At 62.1% G+C, this 25,866-nt stretch carries 23 protein-coding genes, 1 tRNA gene and 1 riboswitch; of the genes, 5 read left to right on the forward strand and 19 right to left on the reverse strand.

The window, feature by feature from the left end; genetic code table 11:
* Nucleotides 1-41: 41 nt before the first annotated feature.
* The 12 genes from OH720_RS06900 to OH720_RS06955 form a co-directional block, all read right to left on the reverse strand.
* Nucleotides 42-115 (reverse strand) — tRNA-Gly (locus OH720_RS06900).
* A gap of 270 nt (nt 116-385) precedes the next feature.
* A complete protein-coding gene (locus OH720_RS06905; protein ID WP_272605019.1) occupies nt 386-1,270 on the reverse strand; it encodes an alpha/beta fold hydrolase in 885 nt (294 codons plus the stop codon).
* Between the two features lie 311 nt (nt 1,271-1,581).
* A complete protein-coding gene (locus OH720_RS06910; RefSeq protein ID WP_272605020.1) occupies nt 1,582-2,274 on the reverse strand; it encodes a pseudouridine synthase in 693 nt (230 codons plus the stop codon).
* A gap of 36 nt (nt 2,275-2,310) precedes the next feature.
* Nucleotides 2,311-2,529 carry a cysteine-rich CWC family protein gene (locus tag OH720_RS06915; RefSeq protein ID WP_272605021.1) on the reverse strand — a complete coding sequence of 73 codons (219 nt, stop codon included), beginning with the start codon at nt 2,527-2,529 and terminating at the stop codon, nt 2,311-2,313.
* Nucleotides 2,516-4,009 (reverse strand): sensor domain-containing diguanylate cyclase, encoded by a 1,494-nt coding sequence (locus tag OH720_RS06920; protein ID WP_272605022.1) that lies wholly within the window; start codon nt 4,007-4,009, stop codon nt 2,516-2,518. The genes OH720_RS06915 and OH720_RS06920 overlap by 14 nt, the downstream gene beginning before the upstream one ends.
* 215 nt (nt 4,010-4,224) lie before the next feature.
* Nucleotides 4,225-6,003, reverse strand: a complete 1,779-nt coding sequence (gene atzF, locus OH720_RS06925; protein ID WP_272605023.1) for an allophanate hydrolase — start codon at nt 6,001-6,003, stop codon at nt 4,225-4,227.
* Nucleotides 6,004-6,027: 24 nt separating this feature from the next.
* Nucleotides 6,028-9,669 (reverse strand): urea carboxylase, encoded by a 3,642-nt coding sequence (uca, locus tag OH720_RS06930; protein ID WP_272605024.1) that lies wholly within the window; start codon nt 9,667-9,669, stop codon nt 6,028-6,030.
* Nucleotides 9,670-9,943: 274 nt separating this feature from the next.
* Complete coding sequence (locus OH720_RS06935) at nt 9,944-10,585, reverse strand: urea amidolyase associated protein UAAP2 (protein WP_272605025.1); 642 nt, start codon at nt 10,583-10,585, stop codon at nt 9,944-9,946.
* Between the two features lie 11 nt (nt 10,586-10,596).
* Nucleotides 10,597-11,322: an urea amidolyase associated protein UAAP1 gene (locus OH720_RS06940; RefSeq protein WP_272605026.1), complete on the reverse strand. Its 726-nt coding sequence runs from the start codon at nt 11,320-11,322 to the stop codon at nt 10,597-10,599.
* Between the two features lie 12 nt (nt 11,323-11,334).
* Nucleotides 11,335-12,123: an ABC transporter ATP-binding protein gene (locus tag OH720_RS06945; RefSeq protein WP_272605027.1), complete on the reverse strand. Its 789-nt coding sequence runs from the start codon at nt 12,121-12,123 to the stop codon at nt 11,335-11,337.
* Nucleotides 12,120-12,935: an ABC transporter permease gene (locus OH720_RS06950; protein WP_272605028.1), complete on the reverse strand. Its 816-nt coding sequence runs from the start codon at nt 12,933-12,935 to the stop codon at nt 12,120-12,122. The genes OH720_RS06945 and OH720_RS06950 overlap by 4 nt, the downstream gene beginning before the upstream one ends.
* A gap of 15 nt (nt 12,936-12,950) precedes the next feature.
* Complete coding sequence (locus OH720_RS06955) at nt 12,951-14,018, reverse strand: putative urea ABC transporter substrate-binding protein (RefSeq protein WP_272605029.1); 1,068 nt, start codon at nt 14,016-14,018, stop codon at nt 12,951-12,953.
* 60 nt (nt 14,019-14,078) lie between these two features.
* A riboswitch (guanidine-I (ykkC/yxkD leader) is annotated at nt 14,079-14,179 on the reverse strand.
* Between the two features lie 277 nt (nt 14,180-14,456).
* On the opposite strand from OH720_RS06955, the gene OH720_RS06960 reads away from it, so the two are divergent.
* Both OH720_RS06960 and OH720_RS06965 read left to right on the forward strand, forming a co-directional pair.
* Nucleotides 14,457-14,684, forward strand: a complete 228-nt coding sequence (locus OH720_RS06960) for a hypothetical protein (RefSeq protein WP_008059434.1) — start codon at nt 14,457-14,459, stop codon at nt 14,682-14,684.
* 167 nt (nt 14,685-14,851) lie between these two features.
* Complete coding sequence (locus tag OH720_RS06965; RefSeq protein WP_272605030.1) at nt 14,852-15,298, forward strand: hypothetical protein; 447 nt, start codon at nt 14,852-14,854, stop codon at nt 15,296-15,298.
* Between the two features lie 49 nt (nt 15,299-15,347).
* On the opposite strand, the gene OH720_RS06970 is transcribed toward OH720_RS06965, so the two are convergent.
* Nucleotides 15,348-16,460 carry an enoyl-CoA hydratase/isomerase family protein gene (locus OH720_RS06970; protein WP_272605031.1) on the reverse strand — a complete coding sequence of 371 codons (1,113 nt, stop codon included), beginning with the start codon at nt 16,458-16,460 and terminating at the stop codon, nt 15,348-15,350.
* A gap of 132 nt (nt 16,461-16,592) precedes the next feature.
* Here OH720_RS06970 and ung point away from each other — a divergent pair, with 132 nt between their 5' ends.
* Nucleotides 16,593-17,285: a uracil-DNA glycosylase gene (gene ung, locus OH720_RS06975; protein ID WP_008059446.1), complete on the forward strand. Its 693-nt coding sequence runs from the start codon at nt 16,593-16,595 to the stop codon at nt 17,283-17,285.
* Nucleotides 17,286-17,386: 101 nt separating this feature from the next.
* Here the strand turns inward: ung and OH720_RS06980 are convergent, their stop codons facing one another.
* From OH720_RS06980 to OH720_RS06995, 4 genes are read right to left on the reverse strand one after another with little or no spacing between them, the layout of a single operon-like run.
* Nucleotides 17,387-18,421 (reverse strand): AbrB family transcriptional regulator, encoded by a 1,035-nt coding sequence (locus OH720_RS06980; protein WP_272605032.1) that lies wholly within the window; start codon nt 18,419-18,421, stop codon nt 17,387-17,389.
* On the reverse strand, nt 18,414-19,928 hold the full coding sequence (locus tag OH720_RS06985) for a tripartite tricarboxylate transporter permease (protein ID WP_008059450.1): 1,515 nt from the start codon (nt 19,926-19,928) through the stop codon (nt 18,414-18,416). The genes OH720_RS06980 and OH720_RS06985 overlap by 8 nt, the downstream gene beginning before the upstream one ends.
* A gap of 1 nt (nt 19,929) precedes the next feature.
* A complete protein-coding gene (locus OH720_RS06990; protein ID WP_008059452.1) occupies nt 19,930-20,388 on the reverse strand; it encodes a tripartite tricarboxylate transporter TctB family protein in 459 nt (152 codons plus the stop codon).
* A gap of 58 nt (nt 20,389-20,446) precedes the next feature.
* Nucleotides 20,447-21,424 carry a Bug family tripartite tricarboxylate transporter substrate binding protein gene (locus OH720_RS06995; RefSeq protein ID WP_272605033.1) on the reverse strand — a complete coding sequence of 326 codons (978 nt, stop codon included), beginning with the start codon at nt 21,422-21,424 and terminating at the stop codon, nt 20,447-20,449.
* A 439-nt stretch (nt 21,425-21,863) separates the two neighbouring features.
* Between OH720_RS06995 and OH720_RS07000 the strand changes: the two genes are divergently transcribed.
* Complete coding sequence (locus tag OH720_RS07000) at nt 21,864-22,535, forward strand: response regulator (RefSeq protein WP_008055965.1); 672 nt, start codon at nt 21,864-21,866, stop codon at nt 22,533-22,535.
* On the forward strand, nt 22,528-23,916 hold the full coding sequence (locus OH720_RS07005) for a sensor histidine kinase (RefSeq protein ID WP_008055966.1): 1,389 nt from the start codon (nt 22,528-22,530) through the stop codon (nt 23,914-23,916). Before OH720_RS07000 ends, OH720_RS07005 begins: the two co-directional genes overlap by 8 nt.
* 114 nt (nt 23,917-24,030) lie before the next feature.
* Here the strand turns inward: OH720_RS07005 and OH720_RS07010 are convergent, their stop codons facing one another.
* Together OH720_RS07010 and ygfZ are read right to left on the reverse strand one after the other, a co-directional pair.
* Nucleotides 24,031-24,852 (reverse strand): HDOD domain-containing protein, encoded by an 822-nt coding sequence (locus tag OH720_RS07010; RefSeq protein WP_272605034.1) that lies wholly within the window; start codon nt 24,850-24,852, stop codon nt 24,031-24,033.
* 27 nt (nt 24,853-24,879) lie between these two features.
* Entirely contained in the window at nt 24,880-25,821 is a 942-nt protein-coding gene (ygfZ, locus tag OH720_RS07015; protein WP_272605035.1) for a CAF17-like 4Fe-4S cluster assembly/insertion protein YgfZ, read from the reverse strand.
* Nucleotides 25,822-25,866 lie beyond the last annotated feature (45 nt).

The raw sequence follows: 25,866 nt of genomic DNA on the forward strand, positions 1-25,866 counted from the left end.
CCTGCAGGGCACGGAATACAAGGGGTTGAGGCTGGAGGAGGTGGAGCGGGTAGAGGGAATCGAACCCTCAACTAAAGCTTGGGAAGCTTTCGTTTTGCCACTAAACTATACCCGCATTTCGATACTTCTTTACTCACCAAAGCGGGCAGTCCAATAAGAACCCTCGTTATCAGCTTGGGAAGCTGGAGTAATGCCATTATACGACACCCGCTCAGAGCGGTGACTTTGTACCAGATGTGCGCGTGGAAATGAAGTTTTTCTTTGCGATTGATGACTTTAGCTCGGGTGAATCACATCCACGGACCCTGTGACGGTCGTTCGCGGGCAAGCCTCGCTCCTACGGGATTACGCAAGGGCAGCGGGGCTTGCTCGCGATGACGCTATTTCAGAGGGACAATGCATGGTGGTCCTGAACGTAGTGGAAACGCGGTCGGCTTTCGTGCTTGGCCGGCTTCAGGAACCCCAGTATCGCGTTGCGGCTGTCTCGGCAGGCGGCTTTGTGTTCCATGTCGAGAAAGTGGCCGGTTGCATCCAGGGTTGTGAAGGTGGCGTGTTGCACGTGGCCGGCGAACAACCGGGCGTCATCGGCGGCGGTGTACTCGTCCCATTCGCCGTTCAGGAACAGCAGCGGTACGTTGATTTTCTGCGCCGCCTTGTAGAAGCACTGGCGGTCGCTGTGCAGCAGGTCGCTGATGTGGAAGTGCATCTGACCGTATTCGTGATCGGCCAGGCTGCTGACGTGGCGGTAGTTGAAGCGCTTGAACAGCGTCGGCAAGTGTTTGCCGATGGTGCTGTTGACCAGGTTGCCGACCCGGTCGCCATCGCGGCTACCGAGGTAGTCGACACCGCGCTCGAGGTAATCGAGCATGTGCGAATTGATCTCCGGGGAGAACGAGCTGATCACGGCTTTTTCGATGCGTCGTGGCTGTTGGGCCAAGGCGACCAGGGTCGCGGCGCCACCCCAGGAAAACGACAGCACGTGTTCGGCGGCGAAGTGGTCGATCAGCTCCAGGAGGATCTGCCCTTCGACTTCCTTGGTCAGCAATTTCTCATGCAGGTTGTGGGCTTTGGACTTGCCCGCGTAGGGCTGGTCGTAGCAGACCACATTGAACTGCGGGTGGAGGTTTTTCACGGTCTGTGCAAACGACGCAGTCGTGGCCATCGAGCCGTTGACCAGAATAATGGTCTTCTCTGCGGCGTCTGCGCGATAGAACTCCGTGTAAACCCGATACTGACCCTGTATATCCAACACAGCGATTTCTGGCCTCATGTCATAAGACTCCTGGCAAGCGGGTATGCGCGCAAATGAGATTGCACGAGCTTTGTGACAGGTAGGCATACGCCTTGAAATTGTTAGCCCATGTCGATCCAATGCAGCCCGGTCGACGGGTATTGTTATTGGCGGGCAGTCTGCCGGGTGAGGCCGGAACCCGAGGGTCCCTACCGGCAAAAAGTTTCTTGGATGTCTCTTGTGACTCATCGGTCACATTTCGGCCGACGTCCTGATTCAAGCAGGCGTCACGTCATCGCGCAAGTGTCTTTGGCAAATTGTTCGACAACTTCTGCTGAGCGGTAGACTGCTTAGATCATTTCGATCTCTTGGTCGCTCAGAGGGCGGTATTCGCCCGGTTTCAACGCGTCGTCGAGCACCAGCGGGCCCATGCGTTCGCGATGCAGGCGCGTCACCTTGTTGTTGAAGTGACCGAACATGCGCTTGACCTGGTGGTAGCGGCCTTCGACGATGCTCAGGCGCGCGCTTTTCGGGCCCAGCAGCTCTAGCCCGGCGGGTTGGGTGGTGAGGTCTTCGAAGGCGAAGTACAGCCCCTCACGGAAGGTGATCGCGTATTCGGGGCCGATGTCCTGCTCGGTTTCAACATAGTAGACCTTCGCCAGTTTGGTCTGCGGCTGGGTCAGGCGTCGCGACCAACTGCCATCGTTGGTGATGAGCATCAGGCCGGTGGTGTTGAAGTCCAGGCGCCCGGCGATGTGCAGGTCATCCTTGTCCGGTTCCGCGATCAGGTCCATTACGGTGCGGTGCTGCGGGTCGCGGGTGGCGCTGACGCATCCGGCGGGTTTGTGCAGCATGAAGTGACGCAGCGGCTTACCGGCTTGCAGCACCTCGTCGTCGACTTCGACGCGGCTGAATTCGCGAACGTCGGCGTGGGGGTCGCTGACGGTCTGGCCGTCGATCCTGACGCGTTTTTCCACCAGCAACAGGCGCACTTGCTTTCGGTTGAAGCAGGGCAGGTTGCTGAGGAATCTGTCGACGCGCATGGATTTGAGGATCAGTGAAGAACGGGGGCGCGCATCTTACTTGATCGACTGCGCCGTTACTTGCAACTGCGCCTCGACCTCGGCGCAACTCGGGCACAGGCAGGCAGCGTTGCGCAATTCGGCGGGCAGCGCCTGGAGCACCGCCGGGTCGATGCTGACGCCGTAGCACCAGCATGCCCGGTCAGCGGTTCGTGGGTCGGCCAGGGTGCAGTCGTTGGGTGCGCCGCAGGCGGGGCAGAGGTCAGGCTTTGTCATAGACAGGGTGTGGGAGCTCCACGCAGGTTCGGTTACGGCCCGATTGTTTGGCTCGATACATCGCATGATCGGCCCGCGACAGCAGGGTGTGCAAGGTGTCATCGGCTTGCAGGGTGGTCAGGCCGATGCTGACGGTCAGTTGCAAGCGGTTGCCATTGTACGCATAGGGCTGTCGTTCCACATGCCGGCGGATTTTCTCGGCGATCACCTGACCGCCGTCACCGTCGGTGTCCTTGAGCAGCACGATGAATTCCTCGCCGCCCCAGCGACAGACGATGTCGGAGTGGCGCAGGCAGCTTTCCAGGTCACGGGCGAAGCCGATCAGCACCTGATCGCCCGCCAGGTGGCCGTAGGTGTCGTTCAAGGCCTTGAAGTGGTCCAGGTCCAGCAGCAGGGCCGTCAGCGGCCTGGGTTCGCGCTGGGCTTCGTGCATCGCTTGCGCGGCCAGCAGGTCGAAGCCGCGACGGTTGGGCAGTTCCGTCAGGCTGTCGAGCGTCGCCTGGGTCTGGATCTGGCCCTGGTAGCGTTTGATCACGCGGTGGAGCAGGGCCAGCACGGTCAGTGTGACCACCAGGCAAATCAGCAGGTTGAGGTACAACGAGCGACGGATGTCGTTGAGGTCGCCGTCTTCGCGCTTGTCGACGAACAGGTACCAGTTCAATTCCGGGATGAACCGCACGTTGAGGAAATGTCCCTGGCCCTGGCCCGAGTATTCGTAGCTGCCGCTGTGGGGCTTGGGCAGTTGGCTGAGCAAGTCTTTCATGCTGTCGAGTTCGGCCAGGGTCTGCCCGGCCAGGGCACCTTGCGGCCCGCCCTCGGCCCCGGTGAGCACCAGGCGGCCGAAGGTGTCGACGAAATACACGCTGCGCTGGTAGCGCTGCTGGTATTTGTCGATCAGCTTGATCACCGCATCGACCGTCAGCCCGACGCCCGCGGCGCCGATGAAGCGGTTGTGGTAGTCGTAGACCTTGTAGTTGATGAAGACGGTCAGGTTGTCCTTGTTGGCGAGGTCCGGATCGACGTTGATCTCGTAGGGATCTTTCATGTCACGGACACGGAAGTACCAGGCATCCCGGGGCTCGGTGATCTTGACCTGCTTGAGCACGCCCTTGGCGTGGTAGTAGGTCAGGCTGGCCTCGGAGACGAAAAACGCCGTGTAGGCACCGTAGTGGGTCATGACCTCGTCGAGGTAGCGGGTCATCTGCCCGGTGTCGCGTTCGCCGTTGACCACCCAGTCGCGCATGAAGGTGTCGCGGGACATCATCGAGGAAATCAGGATCGGCCTGACCAGGTCTTTCTGGATTTCCGAGTAGACGGTGTCCGAGGTCAGCGGCAGCTCGGTATTGACGATGTTGTCGCGGATCGACGCCCGCGAGGCGTAGTAACTGAGAAAGGAGGTGGCCAGGAAGCCTGCGCCCAGCAACGCGACCAGTGTGAGGACCAACGACCGTTGGGAATACAGCGGCGAGCGAAGTGGCATGGCAGTTCCATTGTCAGCAATCCGATGGCAGGCATTCTAAGGGCTATCGGGGGAAATAACTGCTCCATGTACGTCGCGAATGGTCGTTCCTGTGTTCAGGCGCAGATCGTTCCCACGCTCTGCGTGGGAATGCCTCAACGGACGCTCTGCGTTCGGCTCTGGAGGGGACGCGGAGCGTCCCTGGCTGCATTCCCACGCAGAGCGTGGGAACGATCTCAGGTCCGAGACTGCAGGTACGCCCGCCAGCCGCCCAGATGGCTGATATCCACCGCGCCCTCCAACCCATAGGCCTCACAGATAAACCCGCTTTCCCAGCGACCATCCGCCAGTTGCACCTTGCCCAGCCCCAACGGTGCCGGGATGCCGGTCAGGAACGAACCCAGTTCGCTGCTCGGCAATTCCCAGACTTCCACGGCAATCGCCACACCGCCGTCCTTGACCCGAACCATGCCCGGACGAAACGGTGGGCCACCGGCCAGGGCATACAGTCGATAGTCGGCTGAGCTGCACGTGCTTTCCACCAGACGCGCGCCGCGCTGTTGCAGCTGCCAGTTCAACGCCAGGCCATCGAGGTGCGCGCCACAGACCACCAGCCGCGCCCGGTCATTGCGCGCAGCAGCGGTCGGTGCCGGGGCCGCCAGTCCTTGCTGGCGCTGCAAGCCATCGGCCAGGCTCAACAGATACTGATCGGTGAACGCCCGCCCGAACAGGGTCACGCCCCAGGGCAGGCCGTTGTCCATGAATGCGCTGGGCACGGCGACGGCGGCGTAGTCGAGCAGGTTCATGAAGTTGGTGTAGTAACCCAGTTCGCTGTTGCGCAGTACCGGTTCGGCGTCGAGTTCCGCCAGTGTGACCGGGCGGCCAATGGTCGGCGTAACCACGCAATCGAGGCCCTCCAGCGCTTTGTCGCACAGGGCTTTCAGCGCTTGCAGCCGATATTGCGCGCGGAAGGTTTGCACGCCGCTGACCGCTGGCGCCTTGGCAAGTACGGCGCGGATCACCGGCAACACGGCTTGCGGGTTTGCCTCCATCAGCTCGCCAGCCACGCTGTAGCGCTCGGCCACCCAAGGGCCTTCGTACAGCAAACGCGCGGCTTCAAGGAATGGCGACAGGTCCAGCTCCACGGCTTCACCGCCCAAGGCCTTGAGTTGCTCGACGGCATCGGCGAACAGCAACGGGCCTTGAGCACAGCCGAAAAATTCCAGGTCTTGCGCCCGGGGCACACCGAAACGGAACCCGCGCATCGCGCCGAACGCCGAGCCGTCATTCCACAACGGGTTACTGCGGCTGTACGCGTCCCGTGGGTCGAGTTTCGCGGTCAATGCAAGTAACTGACTGGCCTCCCGGGCGGTCGCGGTAAAGGTCGTCACGCAATCGAGCGTGCGACAGGCCGGCACCACGCCAGCGGTGGAAACCAGGCCTTTGGTGGCTTTCATCCCCACCAGATTGTTCAACGCCGCCGGCACGCGCCCGGAGCCCGCGGTGTCGGTGCCCAGGGAAAAACTCGCGATACCGAGCGCCACCGCCAGTGAAGAACCGGCGCTGGAACCACCCGACGGATACTCCGGCAGCACGCTGTTGGGGCACGCGCCATAGGGCGAGCGGGTGCCGTTCAGGCCGGTGGCGAACTGGTCAAGGTTGGTCTTGCCCAGGGGCACTGCGCCCAGCGCCAGCAGTTGCTCGACGATGGTCGCCGAGCGTTGCGGTATGTAGGCAAACGCTGGACAGGCTGCGGTGGTCGGTATGCCCGCCAGGTCGATGTTGTCCTTGATCGCGAACGGCACGCCGTACAGTGGCAGGCTGTCGATGTCGCGGCCGTCGAGGGCGGCGAGGTAGGGTTCCAGTTCTTCGGCGCTGAGCAAATGGATGAACAGGTGATAGTCCGGGTTCAGTGCCGCTGCTTTGTCCCGAAGGCTCAGCAGCAATTGACGAGGCGTGGTGCCGCCGTCGCGATAAGCAGTGCGCAGGGCGTCGAGTTGCAGATTGATGTTCATGGTATTCGTCCTTTCGAAATGGGTTCAGTCGAGTTCCAGCACCACGACGCGTTGTCCGGCACGCACCGCCGAACCCGGCTGCACGCGAATCTCCCGCACCACGCCGGCCATGGGCGCGAGCAGCGGGATTTCCATCTTCATCGACTCCAGGATCACCAGCACATCACCGGCCTCGACCCGGTTGCCGGCCTGCACCTGAACCTGCCAGAGGTTGCCAGCGATGTGGCTGTCGACGCTCTGTTGACCGCTGGCCAGTGGCGCGTCTTCGGTCACCTCCGGAGCCAGTTCTTCGCTGTCGAAATGCGCCTGGCCGCTGGCGATCCAGCGTTCGCGTTCGGCGTTGAATGCGCCTTTTTGCTGATCGCGAAACGCGTTGATGCCCTGGGCTTCCTGCGCCAGGAATGCCTGGTAATCGGCCAGGTTCAACTGACTGTGCTCGATGTTCAGGGGGAAGCGCCCGAGGGGGAAATCCCGGCGAATGCGCAGCAGTTCATCGGCACTCACCGGGTAGAAACGGATCTGGTCGAAGAAGCGCAGCAGCCAGGGTTTGCCATCGAACGCGGCGACTTCTCGGTAGCGATTCCACATCTGCAGGGTACGCCCGACGAACTGATAACCGCCGGGGCCTTCCATGCCGTACACGCACATGTAGGCCCCACCGATGCCCACCGAATTTTCCGCGGTCCAGGTGCGGGCCGGGTTGTATTTGGTGGTCACCAGGCGATGGCGCGGATCGAGCGGGGTGGCGACCGGTGCGCCGAGGTAGACATCGCCCAGGCCCATCACCAGGTAGCTGGCGTCGAACACCGTGCGTTGCACTTCATCGAGGTTCGGCAGGTCGTTGATGCGGCGGATGAACTCCAGGTTGCTCGGGCACCAGGGGGCGTCCTTGCGCACGGTGGTCATGTATTTCTCGATGGCCAGCTGACAGGCCGGGTCGTCCCAGGACAGTGGCAAGTGGACGATGCGCGAGGGTACCTGCAGGTCTTTGGCGGCGCACACGGCGTCCCATTCGCCGGCGACGATGCCGAGCAGATCCGCCAGTGGCAGTTGCTCGGGTTGGTAGTGCACTTGCAGCGAGCGGATGCCTGGGGTGAGGTCGATCACGCCGTGCAGGTGTTTGCTTTCCAGGGCTTGCATGAGGGCGTGGGCGCGAAAGCGCAGGACGAGGTCGAGTTCGGGGGCGCCGATTTCCAGGAGCAGGTGTGTATCCCCCGACAGCCGTGCAACGAGCCGCGTGTCTCCCTGACCCAACTCCAAAACAACAGGCGACACAACCCCCTGTAGGAGTGAGCCTGCTCGCGATAGCGGTGTGTCAGTCACATAAACGTTGGCTCTGCTACCGTCATCGCGAGCAGGCTCACTCCTACAAAGGGAATTCCATTTCAAGGCGAGGTTGCGGGCGGTCTTGAGATCGACCGGTTGGAACTGCACCATGTCCCCGGCCTTGAGCTGCCCCAGCTGCCAAAGATCCGCCTCGATCACCGTCACCGGGCATACGAATCCGCCCAGGCTCGGGCCATCCGGCCCCAGGATCACCGGCATGTCGCCGGTGAAATCCACTGCGCCGATGGCGTACGGATTGTCGTGAATGTTCGACGGATGCAAACCTGCTTCACCCCCGTCAGCCCGCACCCATTCCGGTTTCGGTCCAATAAGACGCACACCGGTTCGGCTGGAGTTGAAATGCACTTCCCACTGGGTCGCGAAGAACGTGCCGATGTAGTTTTCGGTGAAGTATTCCGGTGCTCCATGGGGGCCGTAGATCACGCGTATTTGGCGTACGGCAGGCAACTCAGGAATTTCAGGCAGTTGCGCACCGACGCTCCGGTCGTTCAGCGTCGGCAGGTGCAACACATCACCCGCCCGCAAGGCACGGCCGCCGTGCCCGCCAAACTGGCCGAGGGTGAATGTGCTTTTGCTGCCCAGGTAATCCGGAACCTGCAAGCCACCACGCACGCACAGATAGCTGCGTGCGCCTGCACCGGCAATCGTGCCAAGGCTCAAGGTGGCACCGGCCGGAATCAACATCGCCGTGTTCATCGCCACGCTTTCGCCGTTCAACGCCAGCGCAATTACCGCGCCCGTGACGGCAACGACCGCGTCGCAGTTGAAGCGCAGCAACGGCCCGCTCATGGTGATTTCCAGCGCCGCAAAGCCTTCGTCATTGCCCAGCAACAGGTTACCCAGGCGTAACGCACGACTGTCCATCGGCCCCGATGGCGGCACGCCTACCGCCCAATAACCGAGGCGGCCGGGATAGTCCTGGACGCTGGTCTGGGTGCCGGCGCTGAGCACTTCGAAGGTATTGGCCTGATACACCAGGCCTTCCAGGCAACGGGTCCACGGCTGGCCGCTGGCGAAGGGCGCATCGAGCAGAATCTGCCGCAGGTAATCACGGTTGGTTTCCACCCCGTAGAGCAGGCTTTCGCCCAAGGCCTGGTGCAGATCGGCAGCCGCTTGTTCGCGGGTCGGTGCCCAACTGATGAGCTTGGCGATCATCGGATCGAAGTAGGGCGGGATCTCGCAGCCGGCCTCGACCCAGGTGTCGATCCGCAGTTGTTTGCCATCGGCGACGGGGAAATTCACCGCGGTGAGTAAGCCGGGGCTCGGTTGGAAATCCCGACCCGGATCTTCGGCATACAGTCGCGCCTGAATCGCATGGCCCTCGGCTTTCAAGCCTTGAGCCAACTCGCTCAACGGCGGCAGGTCACCGGCTGCCAGTTGCACCATCCAGCGCACCAGGTCGACGCCCCAGACTTGCTCGGTGACGCCGTGCTCCACCTGCAAACGGGTGTTCACTTCAAGGAAGTAGAACCGCCGGGCATCGCTGTCGAACACGAACTCGACGGTGCCGGCGCTGCGGTAATTCACCGCCTTGGCCAGTTTGATCGCTGCCTCGCACAGTTCATCGGCCATGCCCTCGGGCAGGTTCGGCGCCGGGGTTTCTTCGAGGACTTTCTGGTTGCGTCGCTGCACCGAGCAGTCGCGCACACCGAGGGCAATCACCTCGCCACGGCCGTCGCCAAATACCTGCACTTCCAGATGCCGGGCGCGCTGGATGTACTTCTCGATGAACACGCCGGCATCGCTGAAATTGTTCTGCCCCAGGCGCTTGACCGCTTCGAAGGACTCGCTCAATTCGGCCGCGCTACGGCACACCCGCATGCCGATGCCGCCACCGCCGGCGGTGCTTTTGAGCATCACCGGATAGCCGACTTGATCGCCGGCGATCAGTGCCGCTTCGAGGCTGTCGAGCAGTTCGGTGCCTTCGAGCATCGGCACGCCGTATTGCCGGGCCAGGGCGCGGGCGGTGTGCTTGAGGCCGAACACCCGCAGCTGCTCCGGGGTCGGGCCGATGAAGGCGATGTCGGCGGCTTCGCAGGCTTGGGCGAACGCGGCGTTTTCCGAGAGAAAACCGTAGCCGGGATGAATCGCGGTAGCGCCGGTGGCCTTGGCGATGGCGAGGACTTTGTCGACGGCAAGATAAGTGCCCGCCGCCGCGCCTTCACCCAGGCTGTGGGCTTCATCGGCTTGCAGGATGTGCAGGCTCGCGGCATCGGCTTCGGAGTACACGGCGACGCCTGCGACCTGCAGTTCGCGCAAGGTGCGCAGGATGCGACAGGCAATGGCGCCACGGTTGGCAATCAGGACTTTTTCGAACATGGCATAACCCCTGGAGGGGATGCGGGCCGTCCCGCAGTTTTTCGATGAGCGCCGGGGTCGTCCCCGACGGAAAAATCAGTTCTCTTGCGAACAACTCCGAACCTGTAGGAGCGGGCTTGCCCGCGATGGGGCCTTCACATTCAACATTGATGTTGACTGACACTTCGCTATCGCGGGCAAGCCCGCTCCCACAGGGATTAGTGGTGTTGTTGAGGTTTGAGGCACTGCCCTGAGCGGGCCTGGCACAGGGCGAACAGCCAGCGGCGTAAACGACTCAGTTCCATACCAGCAGCTCCGCAGGGGTCGGGTTGTAGGCGTTGCACGGGTTGTTCAGTTGCGGGCAGTTGGAGATCAGCACGATCACGTCCATCTCGGCGCGCAGGTCGACGTATTTGCCCGGTGCGGAAATCCCGTCTTCGAAGGTCAGCCCGCCGTCTGCCGTGACCGGTACGTTCATGAAGAAATTGATGTTCGGCCCGATGTCACCTTTGCCCAGGCGCCCGTCGTGAACGCAGGCGCGCAGGTAGTTGTCGCGGCAACTGTGCATGTAGCGTTTTTCCAGGGCGTAGCGCACGGTGTTGCTCTCTTGCGCGCAGGCGCCACCCAGGGTGTCGTGACGCCCGCAAGTGTCGGCGACGATCGTCAGCATCGGCTTGCCGAGGTTGGAATACAGCACGCTACCAGTGCTCAGGTACACGCTGTTCTGGCGGCGCAACGTGCGCTGCACGTCGTAGCGTTCCTTGGGGTTGGCGACGCTGTAGAACAGGGTGTCGACGGCCTGGTTGCCTTCCAGGTCGAGGATGCGCAGGGTCTGGCCGGCCTTGACCTCCATCAGCCAGGGTTCGCCGGCGGGGATGGTGGCGCGGTACACCGCTGCTTCTGGTTGCTTTGGAGATGTGGCGATTGCAAGTGACATGGCAGCGATCCTCAGGCGAACAGACGGTCGGTGTTGATGAAGCCGCGCTCGTTTTCCGGGCGCGAGGTGCGGCAGTGTTCGGCGACGCTGGGGTCGGCGTTCATCCAGCTGAGCTTCAGTGGTTTGGGCGCATATTCCGGCGCCGGATCCATCGGATGTTGCAGGGCGGTGAGCACCACCAGGGTGTCCATCGGCGCGTACAACTCGATGTAGTCGCCGGCCTTCGAGTTGCCCTCGACGAAATGAAAACGCCCGGCGTCGTCGACGTTCACCCGGCTGAACAAGTTGAGGGTCATCAGCAGGTCGGACAGGCCCAGCCCCCACTTGCCCAACTCCACCAGCAGGTTGTCGGTGCCGTTGCGAAAGAAGCCGTTGCGCAGTTCCTGATAACGGCCGGCGCCGTACTTTTGCGCCACTTCTTCAGCGCAGAGCACGCCGCCGAGGCTGTCGCTCCAGCCGCAGGTGTCGGCAGTGATGGCGGCCAGCACTCGACCCATGTCCGAGTACAGGCAATGGCCAGCGGTGAGCTTGGCCGTGTGTTGGCATTTGAGGCTGTCGGGCAGGTTCAGGCGTTCGGTTTTTTCGTTGGCATTGAGCAGCGTCAGGCTGACGTTGGCACCGCCGCGCAGGTCGGTCAGGCGCAGCAGTTGGCCGCGTTTGAGCACGAAGGAGCGGTGGCCGCCGCCGGGCAGCATTTCTTCGGCGAAGGGCGGGAACAGTTGGGTCGAATCAGTCATTTCAAAATTCCTCTAAGCAATACGAAGCGTGCCTGCCAATGGCGCCGGCAGGGCGTCGACGGCGGCACGCTGGGCGCGGCGGTCGCTGTTCAAAGGGATGTCGTAGGTGATGCGTGCGCCATAGGCGCCGGGGGCGTGCGGGTCGACGCGGACTTTGTCGAACACCAGCAAACGGGTGCCGAGGCTGAAGCCTTCGGACAGGTCATGGGTGACCATGAACACCGTCAATTGGGTCTCGCGCCACAGCTCCAGGAGCAAGGCGTGCATGTCTTTGCGGATGCCCGGATCGAGGGCGCCGAAGGGTTCATCGAGCAGCAATACCCGCGGCTTCATGATCAGCGCCTGGGCGATGGCGAGGCGTTGTTGCATGCCGCCGGAAAGTTGCGCCGGGTACTTGTCCAGCGAATGACCGAGGCCGACTTTGTGCAGCAGTACCGAGGCCTGTTCGCGGGCGTCTTTTTTGGCTTTGCCGAATAACCGGCCCAGTAGTGCTGAGCGCGGCAATTCAAGACCGAGGGCGACGTTGTCCAGCACGCTCAGGTGCGGGAACACCGAGTAGCGCTGGAACACCACGCCACGGCTGGCGTCCGGTTCCGCGGCCAGTGGTTGGCCATCGAGGATAATCTCACCGCGACTGGATTTTTCCTGGCCGAGCAACAACCGCAGGAAGGTCGATTTACCGCAACCGGAAGCGCCCACCAAGGTGCAGAACTCACCCTCGTTGACGTTCAGGTTCAGGCCTTCGAGCACCACCTGGTCGGCGTACTGCTGCCAGACATTTTTCACCGTGATGAAACTCATGCCCGTGCTCCTTCATACCAAGGGAATGCACGCTGAGTGAGACGCTTGAGCCCCCAATCCATCAGCCAGGCGAGCAAGGTGATCCACACCACGTACGGCAAGATCACGTCCATCGCCAGGTAGCGGCGCACCAGGAAAATCCGGTAGCCGAGGCCGTCGGTGGAGGCGATGGCTTCGGCGGCAATCAGGAACAGCCATGCCGAACCCAGCATCAGGCGCAGCGAGATCAGCAGGCGCGGCAGCAACTGCGGCAGGACCACCCGCAACATCAGGGTCCAGGTCGAGGCACCGAGGGTCTGGGCCTTGATCAGCAACTCCACGGGTATTTCCCGGGCGCGCTGTTCCAGGTCGCGGGCCAGGGCCGGGGTGATGCCGATCACGATCAGCATCACTTTCGACAATTCCCCCAGGCCGAAGACGATGAACAGGATCGGCAGGATCGCCAGCGGCGGCACCATCGATAGCACGGTCAGCAAGGGTGACAACGGCGCGCCGAACAACGGCAGGGTGCCGGCGGCGATGCCCAGGCACAGCCCGGCCAGCGCGCTGATGCCCAGGCCGATGGCCAAGCGTCGCAGGCTGGCGGCGCTGTCCTGCCACAGCAGGTATTCGCCGGTGCGGCTGTCGGCCACGAAGGCCAGGCGCTTGACCGCGTCGCTCATTTGCACGGCGCTGGGCAGCAGTTTGTCGTTGGGGTTGTCCGCCAGGCGCTCGGCCGAGCCCATGAAGTAGGCGAACAGCAGCAGGGCGAACGGCAGGATCACCAGCAACAGGCGACTGGGGCGATCCGGGTGGCGATTGATCAGGCGCATGGCCAAGTCCTCTGGTTACAACTTGGCGTCGGCAGCCATCTGCACGTAGCTGGGGTCGAAACGCAGCTTGAGGTTGCCCTTGTCGCCGCTGGTCACCCCGTTGGCGAAGGCCATGCCGACCGCGCTGGTGTCTTTGGCCCCTTCACCGAGCAAGCCGTGCTGGAAGGAAAACTCGGCGACCTTGCGCATGGTTTCCGGCAGTTGCTTGCTGGTGCTGAACGCCAGGGCTTCCTGAGGGGTGGCGAACAATTTGGTGGTGTCCAGTTGCGCCTGGAAACCGGCCAGATCGGTGCCCGAGGCCTTGGCCATGTGCTCCAGTGCGGCCTTGCCCGCGGCGTTTTTCGCGTTCATCAACTCGACCACTTCGAACCAGGCGCCGGTCAGTGCCTTGCCCAGGGCGGGGTTGTCTTTCAGGGTCTGGGAGTTGACCACCATCATGTCCATGATCTCGCCGGGGATCTGGCTGGAATTGAACACTTCGGTCACCCCGGGCTTGGCCTTGATGTCCGAAAGCATCGGGTTCCAGGTGGTGACGGCGCTGACCTGATCGGTGTTGAAGGCGGCTGAGATATCGGCGTCGGAGGTGTTGACCACTTTCAGGTCTTTCTCGGTCAGGTCCACCGAATCCAGGGCCCTGGCCAACAGGTAATGCGACACCGAGAGCTCGACCAGATTGACGTCCGCACCCTTGAGGTCGGCGACTTTCCTGCCTTCGCCCTTGAGCACGATGCCGTCGTTGCCGTTGGAGAAGTCGCTGACGATCAGCGCGGTGCTGTCGACGCCGCCAGCGGCCGGAATGGTCAGCGCATCCATGTTGGTCATGGTGCAGCCGTCGAACTGGCCGGCGGTGTACTGGTTGATCGATTCGACGTAGTCGTTGAGCTGCACCACATCGATCTTGATGCCGTACTTCTTCGCCCACTTGTCGACGATGCCTTGGCTACCGGCGTATTCCCAGGGCATCCAGCCGGCGTAGATCGTCCAGCAGACGCTGAAGTGGTCTTTTGGGGCGGCGTGGGACGAAAGGCTCACGAGGGCGGCGAAGGCAGCGGCGAGCAGGGCGGGTAAACGAGGCTGGGACATGGTGGTTCTCCAGTTGATCAAGGGCGGACAGGAAGGCAGCGGCACCGCGAACGGTGGCTTGTCTCCCGGGCTTTTGTCCCGCCGTGTAACCTCAACTGGAGGTCGCCAACTCTCGGACCAGTCACTCGCGCTTGCGAGCCGGAACCCTAGTCAGCCATTGCAAATTGTGGTGCCGCGAACCTGTGATGACTCCTGCACACCGTTGTTAAAGCGAGAGACGTGCCAAGTCGGCAGAAACGCTCTGGCCCGCGGGATTGGTGTTCTGGAGATGTAGGAGGGCAGCCTGCGCTTGCCTTGTGATGGTGCGCCACTGCACCGCAATGGGACGTGCCGGCCGCTGATCCGAAGGTTGCCGGGGCGGTGCACTTGGTCGGGGATAATGAGTCAAAACAGGTGACAGCCGGCGTGTACCGGTTGTGGGTCTTTCAGGAGGCCGCCATGTTTCGTCGATTGTTGCTCGGCTGTGTACTCGGTTTGGGCCTGGCCGGTTGTTATTACTATTCAGGTGGCTACGACGTCGCGTATCCCGCACCTTATTACTATCCCGGTTATTCGCCTTATTACTACTACGGCGGCCCGCGCTTCTATGGCGGTTATCGCTATTACTACTGGGGCGGTCACGCGCCACGTTATTACGGTGGTGGATATCGCCACGGGCACCACTAATCAGAGTGTGAATAGATGAAAAACCTTTCATCGGCGAGATGTTTCGGCGTGTTGCAAGAACGCACCAGATCTCGAATTCGATGTCTGATTTATCGACAGTCGCAGAATTTTTGACTGTCGCCTGCCAGCGTCGCTGGTGTGGCCCGCTCGCGGTCCAGGAGGCCGCTATGTATCGACGAATTCTTCTGATAGCCGTGTTGGGTTTGTCACTGGGTGGATGCGTAGCTTATTCCGATGGAGGCGGTTACTACGGTTCCGAGGTCTATTCATCGCCAGCTCCTTACTACGCCGGCGGCAACTCCTACTACTACAACGGCGGCGGTTATTACACGCCACCTCGCCGGTACTACGCGCCGCCTGCCAGGTATTATCAGCCGACGCCGCGCTATTACCACCAGCCGCGGGTTTATCAACCGGCGCCGCGCTACTACCAGCCGGCTCCCCGTTACTATCAGTCCCGGCCGGACTACAGGGTGCATCAGAACCAGGGTTGGGACGGTCGTAATCGTGGCGGCTGGGACAATGACCATCGTCGTGGCCGAAACGACAATCACGATCGTAGAGGTGGCCGCAATGGCCGCGGCGATCACGACGGCCGGGGTAATCACCGTTAGTCCGGTTTGAACGCCATTTCTGTGGGAGTCATCAGGCTCCCACAGTTGTTCAGTATTCCGACAAGTCCGCCAATGGATGCCGACCTTCCCAGGTTTTATGGAAATGCGCCTCCACCACCGCATCCGGCACGGTGTTGACGTCCGGCCAGTGCCAGTGCGGCTTCTGATCCTTGTCGATCAACCGCGCACGCACCCCTTCGCTGAATTCCGGATGACGACAGCAGTTGAGGCTCAGTGTGTATTCCATCTGGAAGACTTGCGCCAGTGACAGGTGCCGGGCACGTTTGATCTGCTCCCAGACAAGATGAGCGGTCAGCGGCGAGCCCTCGCTCATGGTCCGCGCAGCGCGGTTGAGCAGCAGGTCGGTGTGATCGCGCAGCGTGCCAATGGCCTTCCAGGCGCAACGCACATCACTGACATCCAGCAGTTCATCGATCTGCTCGCGGCGCGGCAGCCACTGGGCCTGGGGCATTTGCGCAACGGCTTTCTGCTGCAAGGCCTTGAGCAGGCTGTTGAGCTGCATCGGCGTCTGCTCCTGCCAATTCAACTGCAGCAGGCCTTCGATCAGGTCTTCCTGTTGTTCGTCGAGCAGGAAGCGGTCGGCCAGGTCCAGATCGATCGCATCACGACCGTTCATATGGGCACCGGTCAGGCCGAGAAACAAGCCGAGCTTGCCCGGCAGGCGCGACAGAAACCAACTTGCGCCCACGTCCGGATACAGGCCGATACTGATCTCCGGCATCGCCAGGCGACTGCTCGGCGTGACGATGCGAATGCTTGCCCCCTGCAACAGGCCCATGCCGCCGCCGAGCACATAGCCGTGGCCCCAGCAAATCAACGGTTTGGGATAGGTGTGCAGGCTGAAGTCCAGGCGATATTCCGAGTTGAAGAAGTGCGCGGCCAGCGTCGGCACTTCACCCGGGTGGGCACGACAGGCCTCGACCAGGCTGCGCACCTCACCGCCGGCGCAGAAAGCCTTGATGCCCTTGCCGCGCAGCAGGACGCAAACAATTTGCGGTTCCTTGGCCCAGGCGTCCAACCGGTCGCGCAGGGCGTTGATCATCGGCAGGGACAGGGCGTTCAACGATTTTTCCGCATCCAGGGTGGCAATGCCGATGCGGGCGCCGTCCGTGCCGGTGAGTTCTTCGAAGTGCAGATTCATCGTGACCTCGCTCGGGAATTTGAGGGTTAAGTATGATCGCTGTGGGGGAAAGTGCCGGATCGGCGTCAGATCAATTGACAAGCGTGATGGGCTTTCCTAGGGTTCGCCCCATTGTTTTTGCCGGATGTAACCATGACTGCTGACGACCGTATCAAACTCGAACCGAGCTGGAAGGAGGCACTGCGTGCCGAATTCGACCAGCCCTACATGGCAGAGTTGCGAAAGTTTCTCCAGGACGAGCGGGCGGCGGGCAAGGAAATCTATCCGCCGGGCCCGATGATCTTCAACGCGCTCAATTCCACGCCGCTGGACAAGGTCAAGGTGGTCATTCTCGGCCAGGACCCCTATCACGGCCCGGGTCAGGCCCACGGCCTGTGCTTTTCGGTGCAACCGGGTGTGCCGGCGCCGCCGTCGTTGGTCAATATCTACAAGGAGTTGAAGCGCGACCTGAACATCGACATCCCCAGCCACGGCTACCTGCAAAGCTGGGCCGAGCAGGGCGTGCTGATGCTCAATACCACCATGACCGTGGAGCGTGCCAACGCCAACGCGCACAAGGACAAGGGTTGGCAGTTTTTCACCGACCGGGTCATCGAAGTGGTCAGCCAGCGACAGCCGCATCTGGTGTTCATGCTGTGGGGCGCCCATGCCCAGAGCAAACAGAAGCTGATCGATGCTACCAAGCATCTGGTGCTGACCTCGGTGCACCCGTCACCGCTGTCGGCCTATCGTGGCTTCCTCGGGTGCGGGCACTTCAGCCGGACCAACAAGTTCCTGGAGCAGAATGGCGAGACGCCGATCGAGTGGCGGTTGCCACCGGTTTGATGGGGTAGCCGGACTGGCCCCATCGCGAGCAGGCTCACTCCTACAGGAAAATGCATTCCACTTGTAGGAGTGAGCCTGCTCGCGATGAAGTCGACTCGGTCTTACTCCGGATTGCGGTTCCAGTACTTGAACAACGGCTCCGCCAGAAACAATACGAACAACAATCGCATCACCTGCATCGCCGTCACCAACGGCACCGACAGCTGCAAGGTTTCGGCCGTCAGGCTCATTTCGGCGATCCCGCCGGGCATCATGCCCAGGGTCAGCGAGCGCAAGTCCAGGTGGGTCAGCGCACTCAGCCCCAGCGCAGCCGCCGTGGCGATCAGCATGGTCAGCACCGTGCCGATCAAGGTCCGCCCCATGAACGACGGCGCGCGACGGAAAAACTGCCGATTGAAGTGACAGCCCAGGCCGCTGCCGATCAGCCATTGGCCGATCTGGCTGCCGCCGTTGGGCAAGCCGATATGCAAGTCCCAACCGATGCTCACTGCGGCACTGACCAGCAAAGGCCCGAACAGCCAGGGATTGGGTTGACGCAGGCGTTCCCAGATCCAGGCCGCCGCCGCCCCTGCCGGAAACAACACCGCCAGCCAGCGCCAATCGATGCTGCCGGCGTGGGAAATCGGTGTGCCGTCACCCAGCAGGTATTTGAACGCTGCCGGAACGCAAAGGACCACCACCAGTACCCGCAAACTCTGTCCCGCGGCCACCCGGCTGAGCACCGCGCCATTACGTGCACCGAGGTTGACCATTTCGCCGGAACCGCCGGGCATGCTGGAAAAAAATGCAGTGGCGCGATCTTCACCGGTGCGGCGCATCAGCCAGACCCCGACCACCGCCGAGAGGCTGGTGACCAACGCACCGAAGAAGATCAAGCCGAAATGACTCAGCACCTGCTCCATCACCACCGGGGTGAAGTGCAGGCCGATGCCGATACCGACGATCCACTGGCCGCACTTGCGTCCGCCAGGGATTTCCGCCAGTTGCCAGGGTGTCAGGCAGCGCACCAGGATGATCGCCAGCAACGAGCCGACCATCCACGGCAGCGGCCAGCCGACCTGGCTGGCGAGGAAACCGCCCAGCAGGCCGACCAGCGGGGTACCCCACCAGGCTTTGAAAGGTGTTCGATCACACATCGGCGATAACGCGCCGTGCAACCGAACGTTTTCGCCAGATCCGCACGATCGGCACCAGCAGCATGACCACGATCAACCCCCAGACACCGACGGTGATCCCGCTCGACCAGAGGATGTCCAACGAACCGTTGGAGATCGAAAGGGCCCGACGCAGGTTCTGTTCCATCAAGCCACCGAGGATGAAGCCCAGCAGCACCGGCGACAAGGGGAAGTCCAGCTTGCGCAGGATATAGCCGAAGATGCCGATACCGATCATCAGGAACAGGTCGAACGTGGTGGCGTGCACAGCGTAGACGCCGATGGCGGTGATGATCGCGATCATCGGCACCAGTGCCCAGTTCGGCACGGCGAGGATCTTGGTGAAGATGCGGATCATCGGGATGTTGAGGATCACCAGCATGATGTTGGCGATGAACAACGACGCGATCAGGCCCCAGACAATGTCCGGTTGCTGTTGGAACAGCAGCGGGCCCGGGGTGATGTTGTACAGCGAGAGGGCGCCGATCATCACCGCCGTGGTGCCTGAGCCTGGAACGCCGAGGGTCAGCATCGGCACCAGCGCGCCACAGGCTTCGGCGCCGATAGCGGTTTCCGGGGCCGCCAGGCCGCGCTTGTCGCCCTGGCCAAATTTACCGTTCGGGCCGGCAATGCGTTTTTCGGTCATGTAGGCCACGGCACTGGCCAGCGTCGCGCCGGCCCCCGGCAACACGCCCATGATGAAGCCGAGCACGCCACAACGCATGTTCACCCAGAACACCGAGGCGGCTTCCTTGAAGTTGAACAGCATGCGCCCGGTGGCCTGGAAGGCTTCCTGGCCGCGGTGGGTTTTTTCCAGCAGCAACAGGATTTCGCTGATGGAGAACAGGCCCAGCACCAGCACCACGAATTGAATGCCGTCGGTGAGGTGGATGTTGTCGCCGGTGAAGCGGTACACGCCGCTGTTGGCATCGATGCCGACGGTGGACAGGAACAACCCGATCAGTGCCGCGATGAATGTCTTCAGCGGTCGATCCCCGGCCATGCCGCCGAGGCAGACGATCGCAAACACCATCAGCACGAAGTATTCCGCCGGGCCGAAGGCAATCGCCCATTTCGCCAGCATCGGGGCGAACACCACCATCCCGCAGGTGGCAATGAAGGCGCCGATGAACGAACTCCACGCCGACAGCGACAACGCCACACCGGCCAAGCCTTGACGGGCCATCGGGTAGCCATCGAGGGTGGTCATCACGGTGGAGGCTTCGCCCGGAATGTTCAGCAGGATCGAGCTGATCCGGCCGCCGTATTCGCAGCCCAGGTACACCGCCGCCAGCAGGATCAGCGCCGATTCCGGCGGCAAGCCCAGGGCGAAGGCAATCGGGATCAGCAACGCAACGCCGTTGATCGGACCCAGTCCCGGCAGCAAGCCGACGACGGTACCGATCAATGTACCGCTGAGTGCGGTCACCAGGTTGTAAGGGGTCAGTGCGACGCCGAAGCCGTGACTCAAGTAACCAAGCGTATCCATATCAGTTCTCCAGAACGTCGAGCAGGCCCAGCGGCAGTGGCACGTCCATGACTTTGTCGAACAGCAGGTACAGGCCGACGCTCATCAGGCTGATGATCACCGCGCCCGGCAACCAGCGCCCGCCGTACAGGCGCGCCATGGGAATGCCCACCAGCATGCTGCTGAGGATGAAGCCCAAGGGTTCGAACAGCCCGGCGAAGACCAGCAGCAACAGCACGCAAACACCGATCTTGGTCAGGGTTTCGCGGTCCATCGGTGGGTCTTCATCGGTGTGCTTGATGGCCGAGGGGCGATACACCATGTACACCAGCGCCAGGCCCATCAGCCCCAGCATCAGCAGGGGGAAGGCGCGCGGGCCGATCGGTTCGTAGGAAAAAGGTGCCTGGTAGGGCCAGGCCATCGCCACGAGGCTCAGGCAGGCCAGCAACAGCACCGAAGCAAAAATGCGTTGTAAGAGCATGGGGAACTCCTGGGCCACGGCTGAGCAATCGCCAGCCGTGGCCGCTAGACAGAGACGATCACTGGATCAGGCCGAACTCTTTGGCCAGCACTTTGTAGTCCGCCACCTGCTTCTTCACGTAGGTGTCCAGCTCCGGGCCGGTCATGGCGAACGGGAACAGTTCACGCTGATCGCGCAGCTTGGCGAACTCAGGCGAGGCCAGCAGTTTGTCGAAGGAGTCTTTCCACCAGGCGTAGTCTTCATCGCTGACTTTCGGCCCGAGGTAGAAGCCGCGCACCACCGGCCAGACGATGTCATAGCCTTGTTCCCTGGCGGTCGGAATGTCTTTCATTTCCGGCTCGTCCAGGCGCTTGTCGGAGAACACCGCCAGCAGTCGCATGTCACCGCTCTGGATGTGCGGCATGGAGTCGGAGATGTCGGTGCTGCCGACCTGGATGTGACCGCCGAGCAGGGCGGTGGCGATTTCACCGCCGCCTTCGAGGGCCACGTAGCGGAGGTCGCGCGGGTTGATCCCGGCGGCCTTGGCGATCAGGGCAGTCTGCATCCAGTCCTGGCTGCCGACGGTGCCGCCGGAGCCGATCACCACTTTGCTCGGATCTTTCTTCAGTGCCTGTACCAGATCGTCCAGGGTCTTGTAGGGTGAATCGCTTTTCACCGCGATGGCGCCGTAGCTGGTGCCAACGGCGGCGAGCCAGCGCACGTTGTTTTCATCGAAACGGCCGAACTTGCCCTGGGCCAGGTTCAGCAGGGAACCGCTGGACCAGGCCACCAGCGTGCCGGCATCCGCCGGGCGCTGGGCGACTACGGCGTTGTACGCCACCGCACCGACACCGCCGGGCATGTAGGTCACACGCATCGGTTTGGTCAGCAGCTTTTCATTGATCAGCGCGCTCTGCGCCAGTTTGCAGGTCAGGTCGAAACCGCCGCCGGGCGAGGCCGGTGCGATGCATTCCGGGCGTTTGGGCTCGGCCATCAGGTGGCCGGCAAACAGCACGCAGCTGGCGGCGAGGGCGAAACGGCGCAGTGAACGATTCATTTTTGTCTCCACAGGAGTTTTTGTTTTTCGGGATGATTCAGGTGCGACGATTTCGCGCGGTGCTGGCGCATTCAAATCCGCAGGGACTGAACGACGGGCAGCCGGCTTCGGCGCTGGCAAGTATGAACGACGGGAATTGCAGGGAAGGGCGATGTGGGCAAACCTGGAGCTGTATGGACAGCATGGTGCAGTACCTCGGTTATTGTTCTTATTGGCGAAAACGCTTCATGGCGTTTTTCGGGAGCTACATTTCACAGCAGGTGCAGACAAGGGTTGGAATGTCAGGTCGAAACATCCCGTAACCTGACTCTAACCACTCAACCTTTCGCTAACCTTTCATCGGGCTTTCACGGTTTTTCGGACTTCACAGCGGCGGATGCCGCTGTAAACTCCGCGCCAAACAATGGCGTCGGCCATCCCTGAACGAGGTAATCATCCAATGCGTGTCCTGCTCGTCGAAGACCATCTGCAGCTCGCCGAAAGTGTCGCCCAGGCGCTCAAGAGCACCGGCCTGACCGTGGATGTGCTGCACGACGGCGTCGCGGCCGACCTGGCGCTGGGTAGCGAGGAATACGCCATGGCGATTCTCGACGTCGGCCTGCCGCGCATGGATGGTTTCGAAGTGCTGGCGCGCCTGCGTGCCCGGGGCAAGAACCTGCCGGTGTTGATGCTGACCGCCCGCAGCGACGTCAAGGACCGGGTCCATGGCCTGAACCTGGGTGCCGACGACTACCTGGCCAAGCCTTTTGAACTCACCGAGCTCGAAGCCCGGGTCAAGGCCTTGTTGCGCCGCAGTGTGTTGGGTGGCGAACGCCTGCAGCGCTGTGGTGTGCTGGCCTACGACCTGGAGACCCGGCGCTTCACCCTCGGCGAGGAACTGCTGACCCTTACCTCCCGCGAGCAGGCGGTACTCGAAGCCTTGATCGCCCGTCCCGGCCGGGTGATGAGCAAGGAACAACTGGCTTCACAGGTCTTCGGCCTGGACGAAGAGGCCAGTCCCGATGCCATCGAAATCTACGTACACCGCTTGCGCAAGAAACTCGACGGCCATCCGGTGGCCATCGTGACGTTCCGCGGTCTCGGTTATTTGCTGGAAAGCCGTGATGCATAAGGCCAGCAGCCTGCGTTGGCGGTTGCTGTGGAACCTGGCGTTGTTGCTGGTGGTGTTGATGCTGGCCAGCGGCTTGAGCGCTTACTGGAACGGTCGCGAAGCGGCCGACACGGCCTATGACCGCACGTTGCTGGCCTCGGCGCGGACCATTGCCGCCGGCCTGTCCGAGCGTGATGGCAGCCTCAGCCTGGACGTGCCTTACGTGGCCCTCGATACGTTCGCCTACGACAGCGCGGGGCGTATTTTCTACCTGGTCAACGACATCAACCAGAAGCTGATCTCCGGCTATGAAAACCTGCCGGCGCCGCCGCCCGGTACACCGCGCACCGACAACTACCCGGCGCTGGCGCGTTTCTACAACGCGACTTACCAGGGGCAGAACGTGCGCGTGGTCAGCCTGCTCAAGGCGGTCAGCGAGCCGAACATGAATGGCATGGCGGAAATCCGTGTGGCGGAGACCGATGAGGCCCGCGTCAGCATGGCCCGCAGCCTGGCCGGTGATACCTTGTTGCGCCTGGGCATGCTGGCGGTCGGGGCACTGATGATCGTCTGGTTTGCGGTCAGTGCCGCGCTGCGCCCGCTGGAGCGTTTGCGTACGGCAGTGGAGGAACGCCAGCCGGATGACCTGCGGCCGTTGCCCCTGGTGGAAGTGCAGCGCGAGTTGTGGCCACTTGTGCGTGCGCTCAATCATTTCACCGAGCGCCTGCGCGGGCAGTTCGAGAAGCAGGCGCAATTCATCGCCGATGCCGCCCATGAATTGCGCACGCCGTTGGCGGCTCTCAAGGCGCGGCTGGAGCTGGGCTTGCGCTCGAGCGAGCCGCAAACCTGGCGCAGTACGCTGGAAACCGCTGCCCAGGGCACTGATCGCCTGACCCACCTGGCCAATCAATTGCTCTCGCTGGCCCGGGTGGAAAACGGCGCCAGGGCGATCGCCGAGGGGGGCGCGCAATTGCTCGACCTCAGTCAATTGGCGCGTGAACTGGGCATGGCCATGGCGCCGCTGGCCCATAAACGCGGCGTGGCCCTGGCGCTGGAGGCTGATGAGCCGGTCTGGTTGCGCGGCGAACCGACGCTGCTCAATGAACTGTTGAGCAATCTGGTGGATAACGCGCTGGCCCATACGCCGGCCGGTGGCAACGTGATCTTGCGGGTTTCGGCCCCGGCGGTGCTGGAGGTCGAGGACGACGGTCCGGGCATTCCCCTTGATGAGCGTGATCGCGTGTTCGAGCGCTTTTACCGGCGCAATCAGCAGGTGGCCGGGTCGGGGCTGGGGTTGGCGATCGTCGGCGAGATCTGCCGCGCGCACCTGGCGCAGATCAGCCTGCATGATGGCGAGCGGGCGGGGTTGAAGGTGCGGGTGAGTTTTATAGCCGGGGATTGATGGTGCCTGTTCTGGCCCTATCGCCAGCAGGCTGGCTCCCACAGGGATCTATGGTGCTACAGAGATCCCATGTGGGAGCCAGCCTGCTGGCGATTGGGGCGACGCGGTATGGGATCAGTAAAACATCAACCGCGTTTCTTCCAGATCCGCACACATCGCCTTGTTGTCCGGATCAATCCCCAGCTTGACGAAGGCCGGGACGCTGAAAGGATCGATTCGCGAGATCGGATGATCGGTGTCCTTGTAGCAATACAGGCTGGCCACCTGCACCAGGTCGACGTAATCGATCTGCGCGGACTGTCGCTTGAAATTCAGGTACAACCTGGGCACCTGTACCAGCATGTCCGGAAACTCCCAAACCCTGAGCAGCTTGTCGCCGAGCAACGGGTGAATGCGCTCGATCACATGGTTGAGGCTGACCGGATCGGACAACAGTTCATAGTGATCTTCAGCGTACGTCAGGATCGGCAATACCCCGATCTGGTGCACCAGTCCGCCAAGGGCCGCCTTATCCGGCTTGAGCTGGGTATAGTTGCGGCACAGCGCATAGCTGACACCGGCGATTTCCAGGCTTTTGCGCCAGACCTCTCGCATCTTCTGTTCCACCACCGTGGAACGGGCATGGAAAATCTGTTCCATGACCAGGCCGATGGCCAGGTTGCTGCTGTAGTTGATGCCCAGGCGCGTGATCGCCGTGTGCAAATCGGTGACTTCCTGCGCCGCGCGCAGCAGTGGGCTATTGACCACCTTGATCAGCCGCGCCGACAGCGCGGCATCGCGGCCAATCACTTTGCTCAAGCTACCGATGCTTATTTCCGGATTTTCGGCGGCCTTGCGAATCTGCAAGGCCACTTCCGGTAACGTTGGCAGAACTAGGTCATCGTTATCGATGGCCTCAACCAAATCCTGTTGGACCCTTTCCGCCAGCTCACTCATTACGCTTCTCTAGGTGTTGCCATGCGGTTAACGCTGGATTTCGCGATCGCGGTCCAGTTGGTACGGCAGGTCGAGCAGGTGCAGGGCCGGGCCGTCGAGTGCGCCCAGATGGATGTCGCCGGCTTCTGCTGCTTCGGCTTGCAACACCGCCAACAGTTCGATGTGGCTGGCGGCATTGGCGGCCAGCACCACTTCACCGATCGAGCTGCCGTGACTGGGGGCAAACAGCTGGGTGCCGGGTTCCGGCAGTTCGCCGCCATCCAGTTGCAGGCGATACAGGCGGCGTTTGAGTTTGCCCAGGTACTGCATGCGCGCGACGATTTCCTGGCCGGTATAGCAGCCTTTCTTGAAACTCACGCCACCGACGGCCTGCAGATTGAGCATCTGCGGGATGAACAGCTCACGGGTGCTGGGCATCACCTGGCCGATCCCGGCACGCACCTGACCCAGTAGCCATTGATTGAGCTCACCTTCACGCAGCAGGGCGGACAGCTTGCTTTTGATGTCATCGGCTTGGTCGGCGGCCACCCACAGCTCGGCGCGGCCGGGCGAGACGCGAATGGCGATCAAACCGTCATTACGCACGACGCTGTCGGTGTCTGCCTGCAGCTCAAGGCCGAGGCTTTTCAAGGCCCCATCGCCCTGCTCGATGCCGAAACGAACCCAGGCAGCGCTTTCATCGGTCAACTTTGACTTGGAAAACACCGCGTATTTTTTCAGGTCCGCCAATTGTGGTTCGAGCAACTCGCTGGCCATGGCCAGGAGTACGCCGTCGCCTTCGAGCAGGATGCGGAAGCTCGACTGCATCCGGCCTTTCTGCGTGCAGCGCGCACCAAGGCTGGCCCGGGTGTCGCTCAGGTAATTGAGGTTGCAGGTCAGTTGGCCTTGCAGGAATTTGCCGGCGTCCGCACCGCGGACCGCCAAAACACCTTCATGAGACAGCGTGCAGAAAAAAGCAGAATCGGCCATGGGTCATCGCAGGGTAAAGAGTCTGGCGGACATGATAAGGGGCTG

The organism is Pseudomonas sp. WJP1, from assembly GCF_028471945.1.
In the GTDB taxonomy this organism is placed as follows: Bacteria; Pseudomonadota; Gammaproteobacteria; order Pseudomonadales; family Pseudomonadaceae; genus Aquipseudomonas.

What these genes read in the sequence shown, in the direction of transcription:
- OH720_RS06905 (WP_272605019.1), bottom strand. Translation starts at nt 1,270, where the DNA reads ATGAGGCCAGAAATCGCTGTGTTGGATATACAGGGTCAGTATCGGGTT.
- OH720_RS06920 (WP_272605022.1), bottom strand. Translation starts at nt 4,009, where the DNA reads ATGCCACTTCGCTCGCCGCTGTATTCCCAACGGTCGTTGGTCCTCACA.
- ung (WP_008059446.1), top strand. Translation starts at nt 16,593, where the DNA reads ATGACTGCTGACGACCGTATCAAACTCGAACCGAGCTGGAAGGAGGCA.
- OH720_RS07000 (WP_008055965.1), top strand. Translation starts at nt 21,864, where the DNA reads ATGCGTGTCCTGCTCGTCGAAGACCATCTGCAGCTCGCCGAAAGTGTC.
- OH720_RS06935 (WP_272605025.1), bottom strand. Translation starts at nt 10,585, where the DNA reads ATGTCACTTGCAATCGCCACATCTCCAAAGCAACCAGAAGCAGCGGTG.
- OH720_RS06940 (WP_272605026.1), bottom strand. Translation starts at nt 11,322, where the DNA reads ATGACTGATTCGACCCAACTGTTCCCGCCCTTCGCCGAAGAAATGCTG.
- uca (WP_272605024.1), bottom strand. Translation starts at nt 9,669, where the DNA reads ATGTTCGAAAAAGTCCTGATTGCCAACCGTGGCGCCATTGCCTGTCGC.
- OH720_RS06985 (WP_008059450.1), bottom strand. Translation starts at nt 19,928, where the DNA reads ATGGATACGCTTGGTTACTTGAGTCACGGCTTCGGCGTCGCACTGACC.
- OH720_RS06960 (WP_008059434.1), top strand. Translation starts at nt 14,457, where the DNA reads ATGTTTCGTCGATTGTTGCTCGGCTGTGTACTCGGTTTGGGCCTGGCC.
- ygfZ (WP_272605035.1), bottom strand. Translation starts at nt 25,821, where the DNA reads ATGGCCGATTCTGCTTTTTTCTGCACGCTGTCTCATGAAGGTGTTTTG.
- OH720_RS06990 (WP_008059452.1), bottom strand. Translation starts at nt 20,388, where the DNA reads ATGCTCTTACAACGCATTTTTGCTTCGGTGCTGTTGCTGGCCTGCCTG.
- OH720_RS06955 (WP_272605029.1), bottom strand. Translation starts at nt 14,018, where the DNA reads ATGTCCCAGCCTCGTTTACCCGCCCTGCTCGCCGCTGCCTTCGCCGCC.
- OH720_RS06965 (WP_272605030.1), top strand. Translation starts at nt 14,852, where the DNA reads ATGTATCGACGAATTCTTCTGATAGCCGTGTTGGGTTTGTCACTGGGT.
- OH720_RS07005 (WP_008055966.1), top strand. Translation starts at nt 22,528, where the DNA reads ATGCATAAGGCCAGCAGCCTGCGTTGGCGGTTGCTGTGGAACCTGGCG.
- OH720_RS06945 (WP_272605027.1), bottom strand. Translation starts at nt 12,123, where the DNA reads ATGAGTTTCATCACGGTGAAAAATGTCTGGCAGCAGTACGCCGACCAG.
- OH720_RS06950 (WP_272605028.1), bottom strand. Translation starts at nt 12,935, where the DNA reads ATGCGCCTGATCAATCGCCACCCGGATCGCCCCAGTCGCCTGTTGCTG.
- OH720_RS06915 (WP_272605021.1), bottom strand. Translation starts at nt 2,529, where the DNA reads ATGACAAAGCCTGACCTCTGCCCCGCCTGCGGCGCACCCAACGACTGC.
- OH720_RS07010 (WP_272605034.1), bottom strand. Translation starts at nt 24,852, where the DNA reads ATGAGTGAGCTGGCGGAAAGGGTCCAACAGGATTTGGTTGAGGCCATC.
- OH720_RS06910 (WP_272605020.1), bottom strand. Translation starts at nt 2,274, where the DNA reads ATGCGCGTCGACAGATTCCTCAGCAACCTGCCCTGCTTCAACCGAAAG.
- OH720_RS06980 (WP_272605032.1), bottom strand. Translation starts at nt 18,421, where the DNA reads ATGTGTGATCGAACACCTTTCAAAGCCTGGTGGGGTACCCCGCTGGTC.
- atzF (WP_272605023.1), bottom strand. Translation starts at nt 6,003, where the DNA reads ATGAACATCAATCTGCAACTCGACGCCCTGCGCACTGCTTATCGCGAC.
- OH720_RS06970 (WP_272605031.1), bottom strand. Translation starts at nt 16,460, where the DNA reads ATGAATCTGCACTTCGAAGAACTCACCGGCACGGACGGCGCCCGCATC.
- OH720_RS06995 (WP_272605033.1), bottom strand. Translation starts at nt 21,424, where the DNA reads ATGAATCGTTCACTGCGCCGTTTCGCCCTCGCCGCCAGCTGCGTGCTG.